Source organism: Sphingobium sp. CCH11-B1 (genome assembly GCF_001556865.1).
Taxonomy (GTDB): domain Bacteria; phylum Pseudomonadota; class Alphaproteobacteria; order Sphingomonadales; family Sphingomonadaceae; genus Sphingobium.
This window is the reverse complement of sequence record NZ_LSJY01000178.1, coordinates 1-15,797: the sequence shown is the minus strand read 5'-3', so window position 1 is coordinate 15,797 and position 15,797 is coordinate 1. Positions and strand designations below refer to the sequence as shown.

General features: G+C 66.5%; 9 protein-coding genes. 7 read left to right on the top strand and 2 right to left on the bottom strand.

Features of this window, described 5'->3' with window-relative positions; all coding sequences use genetic code 11:
* Positions 1-9: 9 nt before the first annotated feature.
* Complete coding sequence (locus AX724_RS17860; protein WP_066769063.1) at positions 10-1,023, bottom strand: cupin-like domain-containing protein; 1,014 nt, start codon at positions 1,021-1,023, stop codon at positions 10-12.
* 16 nt (positions 1,024-1,039) lie between these two features.
* Entirely contained in the window at positions 1,040-1,723 is a 684-nt protein-coding gene (locus AX724_RS17855; RefSeq protein ID WP_066769060.1) for a SapC family protein, read from the bottom strand.
* A 282-nt stretch (positions 1,724-2,005) separates the two neighbouring features.
* Here AX724_RS17855 and AX724_RS17850 point away from each other — a divergent pair, with 282 nt between their 5' ends.
* The 7 genes from AX724_RS17850 to AX724_RS17820 all read left to right on the top strand — a co-directional run bounded on the left by AX724_RS17850 (position 2,006) and on the right by AX724_RS17820 (position 15,620).
* Complete coding sequence (locus AX724_RS17850; RefSeq protein WP_066769058.1) at positions 2,006-4,885, top strand: TonB-dependent receptor; 2,880 nt, start codon at positions 2,006-2,008, stop codon at positions 4,883-4,885.
* A gap of 65 nt (positions 4,886-4,950) precedes the next feature.
* Entirely contained in the window at positions 4,951-6,489 is a 1,539-nt protein-coding gene (locus AX724_RS17845; protein ID WP_066769057.1) for a tryptophan halogenase family protein, read from the top strand.
* Between the two features lie 212 nt (positions 6,490-6,701).
* The gene (locus tag AX724_RS17840; protein ID WP_082733593.1) at positions 6,702-7,856 is read left to right on the top strand and encodes a glycoside hydrolase family 43 protein; all 1,155 of its coding nucleotides are present in this window, start codon (positions 6,702-6,704) and stop codon (positions 7,854-7,856) included.
* A gap of 129 nt (positions 7,857-7,985) precedes the next feature.
* Positions 7,986-10,625: a glycoside hydrolase family 3 C-terminal domain-containing protein gene (locus tag AX724_RS17835; protein ID WP_066769055.1), complete on the top strand. Its 2,640-nt coding sequence runs from the start codon at positions 7,986-7,988 to the stop codon at positions 10,623-10,625.
* Positions 10,626-10,650: 25 nt separating this feature from the next.
* Positions 10,651-11,592, top strand: a complete 942-nt coding sequence (locus tag AX724_RS17830; RefSeq protein WP_066769047.1) for an alpha/beta hydrolase — start codon at positions 10,651-10,653, stop codon at positions 11,590-11,592.
* 155 nt (positions 11,593-11,747) lie between these two features.
* Positions 11,748-14,672, top strand: coding sequence for a PAS domain-containing protein (locus AX724_RS17825; protein ID WP_066769045.1), 2,925 nt, complete (start codon positions 11,748-11,750; stop codon positions 14,670-14,672).
* An 81-nt stretch (positions 14,673-14,753) separates the two neighbouring features.
* Complete coding sequence (locus AX724_RS17820) at positions 14,754-15,620, top strand: glucose 1-dehydrogenase (protein WP_066769043.1); 867 nt, start codon at positions 14,754-14,756, stop codon at positions 15,618-15,620.
* The last annotated feature ends 177 nt before the right edge of the window (positions 15,621-15,797 follow it).

The window sequence follows — 15,797 nt, the reverse complement described above, 5'->3', positions numbered from 1 at the left end:
GATCCTGCCTCACGCCCCGCGCAGCAGCCGCATCACCAATGTGCGGAGGCGCCCGTAATTCCCCGCCGCCAGCGGCCCCAGCACGCCGTGCTTCTCTTCGGGCATGTGCGCCAGCGGGTGGCCGTCGGGGCGAAAGACATAATGGTCGAAGAAGGCGCGCCACGCCGCCCGCTCGGGCGCGGGCCGCTCCGCCACCGCGATCATCGCCAGCAGCATCGCGGTATGCGGCGAATCCGGCCCGGCCCGGAACGCGTCCCACCAGTAATTGACCAGGATATTGACCCGCCCCAGCGCCTCGACCTCGTGCCACCAGAGCTTTGGCATGTAGAGTGCGTCGCCCGGCTCCAGCAGCACGCGCACCGCCCGTTCCCGCGCCCGTGCAAAGCGCGGATAGGCGGGATTGTCGGGATCGGCCGCCGCCATCGACACCGGCTGGCCAGACAGAGTGTGGTCGATCGGCCCGACATAAAGGTCACCGATGGCATCGGGCGGATAGAGGGTGAAGCGCCGCCGTCCCGCCACCACGCAGGCGATATTGTCATAGATGTCGTAATGGCAGGCGACGGTGGACCGGTTGCCCAGCCACAGCCGGGGCCGCACCTCCGGCCCCAGCAAGGGACAGCCATTTTCCTGCGCGAAACCGGGGAAATAGGTCTCCTCCGGCAGAGACCCCATATAGCCGGTGCCCTCGCCCGCCGCGTTGGCGGCGATCCGTTCGAGCGCATCGGCGACGCTCAGGGGTTCGCGCACGAAGTTGAAGCCCCCCGGCCCGTCGCCATAATGATAGCGTCCGGCGAGTGCTGCATCCCCGGAGAAATATTCGGCGGTCAGGCCCGCGTCGAATCGCCCGACATAGGCAAGCGCCGCGGCATCGCCTTCGCGCGCGGCGACCACCGCCGGCCAGCCATCGCCCAGCCCCCGGATCGCCACCGGCTGCCCGGCCTCGGCCAGGGCGCGCAATCCTTCCCGGCCCGGCACATCGCGGGCGGCGATCTCCTGCACGGCGGCGGCGGTCGCGGACATGGCCCGGTCCCCGGCTTCAGGCCGGCACGGCCAGGCGAGCGTTGCGGCGGCGCGCCATTAGCGGGATATGCTGCAACGACGCCGCCATCATATAGGCGAACTGCAAATGCCCGGCCCGGAACAGCGACAGCGCCGCCGCGTCGTCCAGGTCGCCCAGCGCATCCAGGCTGACCGTGTAAAGCCCCTCCAGCCGCAGCCGCTCGCCATCGTCGAAATTGAGCGCGATATCGATCGGCTCGATCAGGCGACGGGCCAGCAGCGCGGCGATGAAGGCGTCGGTCGCCGGCCCGTCCGTCATCAACCGGCCCAGCGCCTGCTGTACCGCCTTCAGCGCCGCGGTCGGCTGTCCCTGCGCGTCGAACAGCGATTCGCCGTCCGCTGCCGCAAAGCGCGCATGGGCAGGGTCCAGTGCGATATTCTCGCCCGTGGCGAAGAAGCCTTCCCGTGCCGCCTCCAGCGGCTGGAACGCCGGTCGCTCGTCGGGGGACAGCGTCAGGTCCTCGCCTTCCGCAAAGCCCATCAGCGCGCCGGCATAGAAGGCGCCGGTTTCGGCATGTTTGGAAAACAGCAGCGGGCAGGCGGCCGACGCGGCGGCGAATTCGCCCAGCACGACCCGGACGAATGCGCTCGCCCCCCTGTGCGCGGGCCGCATCCGCACTGTGGCATGCGCGCCACTATTCACCAGTTCCAGCGTCTCCATACCCTCTCCATTCCTGTCCCGCGCCTCTTGGTTCACGGCGCGAATCCCAGCATTTCCTAGAGGCGTAACTGCTTTTCCGCCTCGCCACCATATCCTATATAATTTCGCTTGATCGCCTGTTTCGATAGCGCTAACATTTCTCTCAGAAAAAAAGAAGAGCCGGGAGGATGATGAAATCTGCCTGCATAGGCGGAAGCAACTCCCCCCTGTTCGAACAAGAGGTTCACCGCAGCAATGGTGCGGCGGTGTCCATGCGAGACGCAAGTGACCAAGGGGAGGATCATGAGTTACAGTCCCATAGACATTTCCGCCGGACGCCGCCGCGTCGCGCTCGCAGCCACGGCCAGCCTGATGGCGCTCGTCGCCGCCACGCCCGCCTTCGCGCAGGGGTCGGCCGCAGCCGAAGCCAGCGACGCCGACATCGTCGTCACCGGCATCCGCGGATCGCTCCAGCGCAACCTCGACATCAAGCGCGAATCCTCCGGCGTCGTCGATGTCATCTCGGCCGAAGACATCGGCAAGTTCCCGGACTCGAACGTCGCCGCCTCGCTGCAGCGCCTGCCGGGCGTCTCGATCCAGCGTAACGGCTCGCGCGGCGAACCACAGGGCATCTCCGTCCGTGGCTTCGGCGGCGACTTCAACGAAACGCTGGTCGACGGCCGCCGCATCTCGACCGCCTCGGGCGGCCGCTCGGTCGACTTCACCACGGTCGGCGCGGACTTCGTGGGGCAGCTCGCGGTCTACAAGACGCCGGAACTGTCGCTGTCCAGCAGCTCGATCGGCGCCACGCTCAACATCTCCTATCCCAAGCCCTTCGACAAGCCGGGCACCCGCGTCGCCATGAGCGCGTCGGGTTCGGTCCAGGATGAATCGGGCAAGGTCGTGCCGACCGTGGGTGGCCTGTTCAGCACCACCTTCGCCGACGACACGATGGGCATCCTGGTGGACGCCATCTACACCCGCCGCGACACGCAGACGAACCGCGTCTATGTTTCGGGTTGGCAGGGCGGCCGGTTCGCGCCGTGTCAGCTGGCCGGTGCCGCGCCGGGCCCTTGCGCTCCCACCGATTCCGCGACGGCTGCCGCATCGCAGCGCCGCTCCGTGGTCGGCTGGTATCAGCAGCAATATGGCGCCGACCAGCGCTATACCAAGGATGAACGCATCGACGGCCGTATCGCCTTCCAGTGGCAGCCGTCCGACGACATCCTGCTGACGATCGACGACAATTATTCGCGTCAGAAGGTCACGACCGACATCGACGGCTTCGGCGTCTGGTTCAACCAGGGCGACATGCGCAACGTCACGCTGGACAGCAACGGCACGACGACCGACTTCCTGCAGGCCGGCACGCCGACCGACTTCACCGCCGGCACCGACAAGAACATCCTGGAAACGAACCAGGTTGGCCTGAACCTGAAGTGGGATGCCACCGAAAACCTCACTTTCGACGCCGACGCCAGCTATTCGAAGAGCCGCCTGAACCCCGACGGTCAGGTCAGCAGCGAAGGCGCTGACATCGGTTATGGTGGCCTGCTCGGCACCAACCTGGGCGTGCGCGTGACCGGCGACAGCAAGAACGCTTTCCCCGAGTTCACGACCTACGGCCCCGCCGGCAATCAGGCCCGCTGGACCGACCAGTCGATCATCGGATCGCACGTCACCGTCCGTACCGCGCAGAAGAACAGCGACGAAATCAAGCAGTTCCGCCTGGGCGCGACCTGGAAGCAGGACGACCTCACCATCAAGGTCGGCGGCCGTTACATGGAGGATGAATTCTCCCTCCAGAACCGCAACACCTTCGCCAACAATTATTGGCAGGCTTATGCGGGCTACGGAGCTCCGTCGGGCCGCACCACCGGCGTTCCGATCCCGGCCAGCCTGATCCAGGGCACGATCAGCACGAAGGGCTGGATTCCAGGCTTCAGCGGCTCGCTGCCTCCGGTGCTGCTGAACTATGACGCTCGCGCCTACTCGTCCTATCTGGAAAGCCTGTGGGTCGGCCCGAACACGCCGGGCTACAATGCGGGCTGCTGCACGGGCTTCAACGGCACGATCGACCTCGCCCTTGACCCCGGCAGCGTCCAGAACATCCTGGAAAAGAGCTGGTCGGCCTGGATCAGCGCCAGCTTCAACACCGAAATCGCCGGCATGCCCTTCAAGGTGAACGCCGGTGGCCGCGAGGAAAGCACGAAGATCATCTCGGCGGGCATCGGTCGCCTGCCGACGTCGATCGTGGGCAGCACGGCGGACCCGACGCTGCTGACCATCGCCTTCACGCCCGAACAGCCGGTGTCGACCAGCAGCAGCTATTCCTACTTCCTGCCGGCCATCGACATGAAGCTGGAAATCACGGACAATTTCCACGTCCGCTTTGACGCCTCGCGTACGTTGACGCGTCCGGGCCTCAACACCCTGACCCCGGTCCTCAACGTGGGCAGCGGCCAGCGCGTGGGCGCCCTCACCGCCACCGGCGGCAACCCGGCGCTCAAGCCCTATCTCGCGGAGAATTTCGACTTCGGGGCGGAATGGTATTACCAGCGCAACAGCTACGCGTCGGTGAACTTCTTCATCAAGAATGTGTCGAACTTCATCGTGGCGGGCACGGAACGGGCGACCATCAACGGCGTCATCGACCCGTCGACCGGTCAGCCGGCCCAGTTCACCGTCTCGCGGCGCGTCAACGGTCCCGACGCGACCGTCCGCGGCGTGGAACTGGCCTGGCAGCATGTGTTCGGCGACAGCGGCTTCGGCTTCAACGCCAACGCCACCTTCGTCGAAACCAACAAGCCCTATGACGAAACCGACCTGTCGACCAGCGGCTTTGCCGTGACGGGTCTCGCCAACTCCGCGAACCTCGTGGCCTTCTACGACAAGAACGGTTTCGAATTCCGGACGGCGCTCAACTGGCGCGACAAATATCTGTCGCAGTTCGGCCAGGCGCAGAACAACTCGGCGTTCGGCGCGGAACCGACCTTCGTCAATTCGGCGCTTCAGATCGACCTCAGCACGAACATCCGTCTGACCGATCAGTTCAGCGTCTTTGGCGAAGCGCTCAACGTCACCAATGAGACGCAGAGCACCCATGGCCGGTTCTCGAACCAGCTGCTGGATGTCTATGCCTATGGTCGCCGCTTCACCGCGGGCGTGCGCTACCGCTTCTAACCGTGTCTCGCCCTGGAGGGGGTGTCGCTTGACACCTCCTCCCTTTTCGGGGGTATCCTCATCCCATGGTCAATCCGGTCCGCAACATCGTCATCGTCGGCGGCGGAACCGCTGGATGGCTGACCGCCGGCGTCATCGCCGCCCGCCACCAGGGACGCGCCGACTTCACGGTCACCCTGGTCGAATCCCCCAACGTGCCGATCATCGGCGTTGGCGAAGGGACATGGCCCACGCTGCGCACCACCCTGTCGCGCATGGGCGTGTCCGAAACGGACTTCTTCCGCGAATGCGACGCCGCCTTCAAGCAGGGCGCCCGCTTCGCCCGCTGGACCACCGGCGCGCCGCATGACGGCTATTATCATCCGCTGATGCTGCCCCAGAGCTTCGGCCAGGTGAACCTCGCCCCGCACTGGCTCGCCGCCGACGGCGACGACAGCTTCTGCGACAGCGTCTGTTCCCAGGGGCGCATCTGCGACGATGGCCTCGCGCCCAAGACGATCGCGACCGCCGAATATGATGCGCTCGCCAACTATGCCTATCATCTCGATGCCGGCAAGTTCGCGCCCTTCCTGCAACGGCATTGCTGCGAAAAGCTCGGCGTGCGCCACGTCCTCGCCGATGTGGAGCAGGTGCTGATGCGCGACAATGGCGACATCCGCGCCATCCGCACCACCCAGGCCGGCGAGGTCGAAGGCGACCTGTTCGTCGACTGCACGGGTTTCAGGGCGCTGCTGATCGAAGGGGCGATGGGCGTCCCCTTCCGCGACTGCAACGACATCCTCTTCTGCGACACGGCGCTCGCCATACAGGTGCCCTATGACGCGCCCGACAGCCCGATCGCCTCGCACACCATCTCCACGGCCCAGAGCGCGGGCTGGATCTGGGACATCGGCGTCCAGTCGCGGCGCGGCACGGGCCATGTCTATTCCAGCAGCCATATTTCGGACGAAGAGGCGGAGCGCGAACTGCGCGCCTATATCGGGCCAGCCGCCGATGGCCTGTCCGCGCGCAAGATCAAGATCCGCTCGGGCCACCGCGAAACCTTCTGGAAGGGCAATTGCGTCGCGGTCGGGCTCGCCGCCGGCTTCCTGGAGCCGCTGGAGGCGTCGGCCATCGTCCTCATCGAACTGTCGGCCAAGATCATCGCCGAACAGATGCCCGCCAATCGCGAGGTGATGGACATCGTCGCCCGGCGCTTCAACGCGACCACGGATTATCGCTGGGGCCGCATCGTCGACTTTCTGAAGCTCCATTATGTGCTGACCCAGCGCACCGACAGCGATTTCTGGCGCGACAATGTGCGCGCGCAGTCCATTCCCGACCGGCTGCAGGACTTGCTGCTGCTGTGGAAATACCAGCCGCCCGGCTTCCACGAGGAATTCGACCGGGTGGAGGAAGTCTTTCCCGTCGCCAGCTATCAATATGTGCTCTACGGCATGGGCTTCCGAACGGAGGTGGATCGCGGCGCGCTGACCCGCGACGCGGCGCTCGCCAGCCGGGCGATGCGCGAAAACGCCGCCCTCACCGCCAAATTGCGCGCGGGCCTGCCGCGCCACCGCGACCTCATCGACAAGATCGTGAGCCACGGATTGCAGCCGGTCTGACCGGCGACAATCCAGCCGCTGCCATCGCGGCCAGCGGTTGAGACCTGAATGATTGCGCTATCATTTTTTCCGAATGGAGTTTCGTTCGATATTGCAAAGCATCACCCTTCGACCTGACCCATTATAACGAAGATTGCGCTCATTTCATGATAGCGCTATCTCTCTGATCAGAGCACCGTCAGGCCACTGCTGACAAGTTTGAGAGGATCACCATGCCCAAGCCCTCGCGCGCCCTTGGCGCCGCCCCCCTCCTCACCGCCCTGCTGTCCACGGCCGCGCTCCTGTCCGCATGCCAGCAGTCCGCGACCAACGAGGCTGCCCCGAACGCCGCGGCCGGCACCGAAGCGAAGCGCGACGCGTCCGAATATCTGTCGCAGCCGCTGGTGAAGGACATCTACACCGCCGATCCCTCGGCCCATGTCTGGGACGGCAAGATCTATGTCTATCCCAGCCACGACATTGATGGTCCGACGCCCGAGGACGATCTGGGCGCGCATTTCGAGATGCGCGACTATCGCGTGCTCCGCATGGACAAGATCGGCGGCCCGGTGACGGTCGGCCCCGTCGCGCTCGACGTCAAGGACGTGCCCTGGGCCGACAAGCAGATGTGGGCGCCCGACGCCGCGAAGAAGGGCGACACCTATTATCTCTACTTCCCGGCCAAGGACAAGGAAGGCGCCTTCCGCATCGGCGTTGCCACGTCCAGGGACCCGATGGGCCCGTTCAAGGCGCAGCCGCAACCGATCAAGGGCAGCTTCTCGATCGATCCGGCCGTGTTCACCGACGCGGACGGGCAAAGCTACATGTATTTCGGCGGCATCTGGGGCGGCCAGCTTCAGCGCAACCTCGGCGGCAAATATGACGCCAACGGGTCGAAGACCGACCTGGAGCAGGATGACAAGCCCGCCATCGCCCCGCGCGTCGCCAGGATGTCCGGCGACATGCTGGAATTTGCCGAAACCCCGCGCGAAATCCGGATCGTCGACGACAAGGGCAAGCCGCTGCTGGGCGGCGACCATGACCGCCGCTTCTTCGAAGCGTCCTGGATGCACAAATATAAGGGCAAATATTATTTCAGCTATTCGACCGGAGATACCCATTATCTGGTCTATGGCATAGGCGACAGCCCCTATGGCCCCTTCACCTACAAGGGCCGCATCCTGGAGCCGGTGGAAGGCTGGACCACCCATCATTCGATCGTCGAATGGGGCGGCAAATGGTGGCTCTTCTATGCCGACAGCCAACTGTCCGGCCAGACCCGCCTGCGCAACGTCAAGGTGACCGAACTCAAATATAATCCGGACGGCACCATCCAGACCATCAACCCCTTCGTGCCGAAAGGCGCGAAGACCGGCGCTGCCGACTGAGCGCGCCCGGACGCGGGGGAAGTGCCCTCCCCCGCGTCCTTTTTTTGGAGACGCACGGGGCGGGCGCACGGCTCACCCCGCCGGAATGACGACGCCGGCCAGCGGCGCATGACCCTTGGGGAGACTGACATGAAGACCGCATTCCTGTTGCGCGCGGCCGGCGCGATGCTGTGCGTTTCGACCGCCGCCCTTGCCCATGCGCAGGCGACCGCCGCGCCTGCGGGCGATGTCTGGACGGAGGCCGAAGCCAAGGCCCGCGCCATCGTCGGCCAGCTGACTTTGGACGAGAAGGTCGATCAGCTTCTCAACACCGCGCCGGCCATTCCCCGCCTCAACATCCCGGCCTATAACTGGTGGACGGAATCGCTGCACGGCGCGATCGGCGCGGTGCCCACCACCAACTTCCCCGAACCCATTGGCCTTGCCGCCACCTTCGACGCGCCCCTCGTCAGTAATGTGGCCGAAGCGATCAGCACCGAAGTCCAGGCGCTGCACACGCTCGGCCGCCAGACCGGACATCTTGGCCGCATCGGCACCGGGCTCGACACATGGTCGCCCAACATCAACATCTTCCGCGATCCGCGCTGGGGCCGGGGGCAGGAAACCTATGGCGAGGATCCCTTCCTCACCGCCCATATCGGCGTCGCCTTCGTGCAAGGCATGCAGGGCGACAATCCCGACCTGCCCAACGTCGTCGCCACGCCCAAACATTATGCGGTCCATTCCGGCCCGGAGCCGAGCCGCCACACCGACAATATCTTCGCCAGCAAGCGCGACCTGGAGGACACCTACCTCCCCGCCTTCCGCGCCGCCATCGTGGAGGGCAAGGCCGGCTCCATCATGTGCGCCTATAACCGCGTCGATGGCGAACCCGCCTGCGGCAGCCCCATGCTGCTCACCGACTATCTGCGCGACGCCTGGGGCTTCAAGGGCTATGTCGTGTCCGACTGCGATGCCGTGGTCGACATCTACGATCATCACAAATATGCCCCCGACGCCGCGACCGGCGTGTCCGTCGCGCTGCGCCGGGGCGTCGACAGCGAATGCAACAATGCGACGCTCGGCGGCAAGCAGGGCCTGGGCGACCGGTACAAGGACGCCCTGGCGAAAAACCATATCAGCATGGAGGATATCGACACCGCGCTCGTCCGCCTCTTCTCCGCGCGTCTGCGCAACGGCGACCTGCCCGGCCTTTCATCCCGGCGGCCCAACGCCATGCCGGTCAAGGCCATCGGCACGGCGGCGCATCAGGCCCTCGCCCTTGAAACGGCGGAAAAGAGCCTCGTCCTCCTCAAGAATGACGGCATCCTGCCGCTGAAGCCCGGCACCAGAATCGCGCTCGCCGGCCCGCTGGCGGACGCGACCCGCGTGCTGCGCGGCAATTACAGCTCGGCCAAGAGCGCCCCGCCCGTCTCCGTCTCGGACGGCCTCAGACAGGCGATGCCCGGTGCGGCCGTCACGCTGATCCCGTTCAGCCCGTCGATCACCGATGGCGATCTCGTCCCCGGCACCGCGCTGCGCACGCCCGATGGCAAGCCCGGCATCCGCGCCGAATATTATAACGCGACCACCAAGGACCAGTATGAGGCCAAGCCCGTGCTGGTCCGCACCGAAGACAGCCTCGTGTCCCGCGCCGCCGAATTCAGGCAGGTCGCAAACGAGCATAAGGTCGTCTGGACCGGTTTTCTGATCGCGCCCGAAACCGGCCTCTACCGCCTCGCGCTGACCGGCGTGAAGGGCGAGGTTTCGCTGAACGGCAAGCCGGTCGTCTCCGCGACCGACTATAGCCGCTGGGCCGAACCGCTCAAGCTCGTCAACGTCCCCATGACCAAGGGTCAGCGCTACGCCGTCCGCCTCCAGGGGCAGAGCGGCATCCCCGCCGCCCCGGCGATCTTCTGGAAACGGATCACCGACGATCTCGATCGCGATCTTGCCGCCGGCGCGAAGGACGCCGATGTGATCGTCGCGGTCGTCGGCCTCACCTCCGACCTTGAAGGCGAGGAGATGCCGGTCAAGGTCGATGGCTTCTCGGGCGGCGACAAGACCAGCCTCGACCTGCCCGCCGACCAGCGCGCCTTCCTCGAAAAGGCGAAGGCCACGGGCAAGCCGCTGGTCATCGTCGCCATGAACGGCAGCGCCATCGATTTGAGCTGGGCGAAGGACAATGCCTCGGCCATATTGGAGTCCTGGTATCCCGGCCAGTCGGGCGGCCTTGCGGTGGGCAATGTCCTTTCCGGCAAGACCGATCCGGGCGGCCGCCTGCCGCTCACTTTCTACAAGAGCGTCGCGGACCTGCCGCCCTTCACCGACTATGGGATGAACGGCCGCACCTACCGCTATTTCAAGGGCACGCCGGTCTATCGCTTTGGCGACGGGCTCAGCTACACCCGCTTCACCTACACCGCGCCTGTGGTCGATCCGGTGGGCGGCGGAACCGAAAACGGCATCACCGTGCGCACCCGCATCACCAACAGCGGCGCGCGCGCGGGCGACGACGTGGCCCAGCTCTACATCACCCCGCCCGGCTTCGAAGGCGCGCCCCGCATCGCCCTGCGCGGCTTCCAGCGCGTGTCCTTGAAGCCCGGCGAAAGCCGCGACCTCATCTTCACCCTTTCCCCCCGCGACTTGAGCTTCGTCACCATGGCGGGCGAACGCGCGCTCATCCCCGGCGACTATGGCCTGAGCATCGGCAGCGGCCAGCCCGGCGAAGGCGTGCAGACGCAACAGGCGCGCTACAGCATCACCAAGACAGTGCCCCTGCCCAAATAAACCGCATTAGAGGAGGATTTTCAGGATGACATATAAGTCCCTCACCCGGCGCGTCGCCCTTGGCCTGGCCGCCTGCGCGCTGATGGCCCCGGCCTTCGCCCACGCGCAGGACGACAAGGACAAGATGACGCCGATGGCGATCCCGGCGCAGCCCGACGCGATCGACCTCGGCACCGGCCCGCTGCCCGGTGCGACGGCGACCGAAAGCTGGCACCGCCAATATGGCAGCCGCTTCGCCCGCAACGTCACCGTGGCGACGCTCACCCCCTTCCTGCCCGATCCCGGCAAGGCGTCGGGCGCGGCGATCATCGTCGCGCCGGGCGGCGGCTTCCGCACGCTGTCGATGGACAATGAAGGCTATGACGTCGCCAGGGCGCTGGCCGCGAAGGGCATCGCCGCCTTCGTCATCAAATATCGCCTGAACCAGACGCCGGCCGACATGGCGGGCTTTGAAAAGTCGATGGCGGAAATGTTCGCCGGCGCCGCGCGCAATCCGCTGCCCGCCGCCAACCGGGCCGCGATGAACCTCGCGCCGCAACTGGAAGACAGCAAGGCCGCCTTCCGCCTGATCCGCAGCCGCGCGGCGCAATGGCATGTCGATCCCGACCGGATCGGCATGATCGGCTTTTCGGCGGGCGCGATGCTGACCATGGCGACCGCGCTGTCGACCGATGCGAAGCCCGCCTTCGTCGGCAACATCTATGGCCCGCTCGGCAGCATGACCGTGCCCGCCGACGCGCCGCCGATGTTCGCCGGCATCGCCGCGGACGACCCGCTGTTCGGCAACCGCGATTTCAAGCTGATCGACGATTGGCGCGCGGCGAGGCGTCCGGTGGAATTCCACCTTTTCGAACAGGGCGGCCACGGTTTCGGCATGTATCCCAAGAAGACGACCAGCACCGGCTGGTTCGACGCCTTCGTCCGCTGGCTCGACATGCACGGATGGCTCGCGCCCAAGGGCAAATGATCGCCTGGGGCATAAGGCGGGCGCGCCATTCGCGCGCCCGCCTCCTCGACCCGTCGCCGTCACGAAACCTTCCGTCCTGATCGAAATCAGATTTAAGCCCCTTGCCCAGCGCGTCTGGCGGCCTAGAAGCGGTGTATCGCCTGTCGAGTAGCCCGATGCCCCGATCCGCCCATCTCAGTCGCGAACAGTTGATCGACAGGCAGGCTTTCCAGATCGCACTGATCGACCGGTTGCGCGGGCTGGACAATCCCCATGCGCTGCTCGCCGCCGCCGCCGAAATGCTGGGTCAGCGGCTTGGCGCGGGACGATGCGGCGTGGCGGCGATCACGGCGGACGGCAGCCAGGTCCGCGTCGATGCCGACTGGTCCGATTCCCTGCCCGGCCTCGCGGGCGAAACGCGGTTGCTCGACAGCTTCGGCCTGAACGTGATCGCGGAACTGCGCGCCGGCCAGACTCTGGTGGTCGAAGATAGCGACACCGACCGGCGCGTGCGCGATCATGCCGCCGGCTGGGCCAGCATCCAGACCCGCGCCCTCATCGTCGTGCCGATCCTGCGCGAAGGCCGGCTGGAGGGCATCTTCTACGTCCATGACGGCGCGCCGCGCCAATGGACCCTGCCGGAAATCGCGCTGGCGGAGGATGTGGCGCTGCGCACCCGCGAAGCGGCCGACCGCGCCTGGAGCGAGCTGGAACTGCGCGCCAGCGAAGCGCGCTACCGCAGCCTCTTCAACTCCATCGACGCGGGCTTCTGCGTCGTGGAGATGAAGTTCGACGATGAAGGCCGCGCCCTCGACTATCGCTTCCTTGAGGTGAACGAATCCTTCACCCGCCAGACCGGCATCATGGACCCGGTCGGCCGCTGGATGCGCGACATCGCGCCCGATCATGAACAGACATGGTTCGACCTCTATGGCCGGGTCGCGCGCACCGGCCATTCGGAACAGGTGGAACTGCCGGCACAGGCCCTGGGCGACCGCTGGTTCCTGGTCCACGCCTACCGCGTCGATGCGCCGCACCTCAATCATGTCGCCATTCTCTTCACCGATCTCAGCGATCGCCGCCGCGCCGAAAGGGCGCTGGAACGCAGCCGGGAGGAACTGGAACTCGCCGCCCGCGCCGCCGAACTCGGCCGCTACGACTATCGCCCGCGCGAAGGGACGCTGGTGTGGGACGATCGCTGTCGCGAACTGTTCGGCCTGCCGCCCGGCGCGCCGGTCTCCTATGAAAGCGCCTTCCTCGCCGGTCTCCACCCCGACGACCGGGATCGCGCCGACCGCGCCGTCGCCGCCGCGCTCGATCCTGACGGCAGCCACCGGTTCGAGGTCGAATATCGCACCATCGGCATAGAGGACGGCAAGCTTCGCCATGTCAGCGCCCATGGCCTCGCCTTCTTCGACGGCCGCGACCCCATCCGCCTCGTCGGCACGGTTCAGGACGTGTCGGCCGAACGCGAGGCCGACGCTGCCCGGCGCGAGGTGGAGGAACGGCTCCGCCTTGCCGGTCGCGCCACCAACGACGCCGTCTGGGATTGGGATCTGCGCGCCAACCATGTCACCTGGAACGAGGCGATCGAGCGCAACTACGGCCATTGCCTGACGGAAGTCGATCCGACCGGCGACTGGTGGATCGCCCACATCCATCCCGATGACCGCGCCCGCATCAGCGCCAGCATCCACGCGGTGATCGACGGCGACGGCACCGACTGGAGCGACGAATATCGCTTCGCCCGCGCGGACGGCAGCTATGCCGACATTCTCGACCGGGGCTATGTGCTGCGCGGGCCGGACGGCGCGCCGCTGCGGATGGTCGGCGCGATGATGGACGTGTCCGCGCGCAAGGCGGTCGAGCGCCAGCTTGAGCGCGACAAGCAGCGGCTGACCGAGGAGGTCGGCGTCACCGCCGCCGAGCGCGACCGCGCCGAAGAAGCGCTGCGCCAGGCGCAGAAGATGGAGGCGGTGGGCCAGCTCACCGGCGGCATCGCCCATGACTTCAACAATCTGCTGACCGGCATTTCCGGCGCGCTGGAAATGATCCAGATCCGCATCCAGCAGGGCCGCGCCAACGAGCTGGAGAAATATTCGACCGCGGCGCAGGGGGCGGTGCGCCGCGCCGCCGCCCTCACCCACCGGCTGCTCGCCTTCTCCCGCCGCCAGACGCTCGATCCCAAGCCGACCAACGTCAACCGGCTGGTCCGCGACCTTGAGGATATGATCCGCCGCTCGGTCGGCCCGGCCATCCATCTCGAAACCGTGGGACAGGCGGGCCTCTGGTCCACGCTGGTCGATCCCAACCAGCTTGAAAACGCCATCCTCAACCTCTGCATCAACGCGCGCGACGCCATGCCGGGCGGCGGCCGCATCACCATCGAAACGGCGAACCGCCTGTTCGACGATCGCGCCGCGCGCGACATCGGCCTGCTGCCCGGCGGCTATGTCAGCGTTGCGGTCACCGACACCGGCACCGGCATGGAGCCGGACGTCGTGTCGCGCGCCTTCGATCCCTTCTTCACCACCAAGCCGATGGGCCAGGGCACGGGGCTTGGCCTTTCGATGATCTACGCCTTCGTGCGCCAGTCCGGCGGTCAGGTGCGCATCTATACCGAAGTCGGCGCGGGCACGACCATGTGCCTCTACCTGCCCCGGCTTGAGGGCGCGGACGCGGATCAGGACGTGGCCGACCCCGGCCCTGCCGCGCGGACCGACCCGCCCGATCCGGGCCTTGGCACCATCCTCGTCGTGGATGACGAACCCACGGTGCGGATGCTCGCGGTGGAGGTCGCGCGGGACGCAGGCTATCATGTGCTGGAGGCGGAGGACGGCCCCGGCGCGCTCGCCATCCTCGACCAGGGGCACGACATCGATCTGCTCATCACCGATGTCGGCCTGCCCGGCGGCCTCAACGGGCGGCAGGTGGCGGACGCCGCGCTCGCCCGCATCCCCGCGCTGCGCGTCATCTTCATCACCGGCTATGCCGAAAACGCCGTGCTCGGCAGCGGCCAGCTCGCGCCCAACATGGCGCTCGTCACCAAACCCTTCGCGATGGATGCGCTTGCTGATCGCATCGCCGCGATGATGGCTTAACCTGCGTTACCCACTCTTCCCTCCGCGCCGCTGAACCAGCGCCGGTCCCATGTGTTGGCCTTCCGTGAAAGGAGACCTTCCATGACCCAGCTCGCTTTAGACGCCCCCGACGACATGATCCATGAGGATGGCCTGCCCGGCCACGAATCCCGGCTGGATCCCAAGCCGGAATGGGAACCGCGCTATCCCGGTTCCGGCCGGCTCGCGGGCAAGGTCGCGCTCGTCACCGGCGCGGACAGCGGCATCGGCCGCGCCGTCGCCGCCCTTTTCGCGCGCGAAGGGGCGGACATCGCCATCCTCTATCTGTGCGAACATGACGACGCCCGCCAGACCGCCCGCATCGTCACGGCGGAGGGGCGCGACGCGCTCACCATCGCCGGCGACATTGGCGACAAGGATTTCTGCCAGGCCGCCGTCGATCAGGTGATCGGCCGCTTCGGCCGGCTCGACATCCTCGTCAACAATGCGGGCGAGCAGCATCCCGACAAGGACATCACCGACATCAGCGAGGACCAGCTGCGCCGCACCTTTCAGACCAACATCTTCGGCATGTTCTTCCTGACCCAGGCCGCGCGCCCGCACCTCACATCCGGCGCGGCCATCGTCAACTGCACGTCCGTCACCATGTATCAGGGCGAAAAGGAACTGCTGGACTATTCCAGCACCAAGGGCGCGATCACCGCCTTCACCCGCAGCCTGTCGGAAAATCTGGTGAAGGACGGCATCCGCGTCAACGCCGTCGCGCCCGGACCGATCTGGACGCCGCTCAACCCCAGCGGCGGCGCGACCCCGGAAAAGCTGGAACATTTCGGCGAATCCACCCCCATGGGTCGCCCCGGCCAACCCAATGAAGTCGCCCCCGCCTTCCTCTTCCTCGCCTGCGACGACAGCAGCTACATGAGCGGTCAGGTGCTGCACCCCAATGGCGGGACCATCGTGAACGGGTAAGGGCGGCGAAATGCCTCTACTTTGAAGGGGGCGGGCTGTTTCAGACGGAGCGATGTGGCGGATCGAACGCTTGCCATACTCGTCACCCCGGGCTTCCATCGCCAATCGCCTACCCACCCCGCCCACAAAAAAGCCGCGCCAGCGCCCCCCGACGCCGCGCGGCCCTTGTGCAGGCGG

Excerpts from the sequence above, each read along its gene's own strand:
- AX724_RS17860 (WP_066769063.1), bottom strand. The coding sequence starts at position 1,023 with ATGTCCGCGACCGCCGCCGCCGTGCAGGAGATCGCCGCCCGCGATGTG.
- AX724_RS17855 (WP_066769060.1), bottom strand. The coding sequence starts at position 1,723 with ATGGAGACGCTGGAACTGGTGAATAGTGGCGCGCATGCCACAGTGCGG.
- AX724_RS17850 (WP_066769058.1), top strand. The coding sequence starts at position 2,006 with ATGAGTTACAGTCCCATAGACATTTCCGCCGGACGCCGCCGCGTCGCG.
- AX724_RS17845 (WP_066769057.1), top strand. The coding sequence starts at position 4,951 with ATGGTCAATCCGGTCCGCAACATCGTCATCGTCGGCGGCGGAACCGCT.
- AX724_RS17840 (WP_082733593.1), top strand. The coding sequence starts at position 6,702 with ATGCCCAAGCCCTCGCGCGCCCTTGGCGCCGCCCCCCTCCTCACCGCC.
- AX724_RS17835 (WP_066769055.1), top strand. The coding sequence starts at position 7,986 with ATGAAGACCGCATTCCTGTTGCGCGCGGCCGGCGCGATGCTGTGCGTT.
- AX724_RS17830 (WP_066769047.1), top strand. The coding sequence starts at position 10,651 with ATGACATATAAGTCCCTCACCCGGCGCGTCGCCCTTGGCCTGGCCGCC.
- AX724_RS17825 (WP_066769045.1), top strand. The coding sequence starts at position 11,748 with ATGCCCCGATCCGCCCATCTCAGTCGCGAACAGTTGATCGACAGGCAG.
- AX724_RS17820 (WP_066769043.1), top strand. The coding sequence starts at position 14,754 with ATGACCCAGCTCGCTTTAGACGCCCCCGACGACATGATCCATGAGGAT.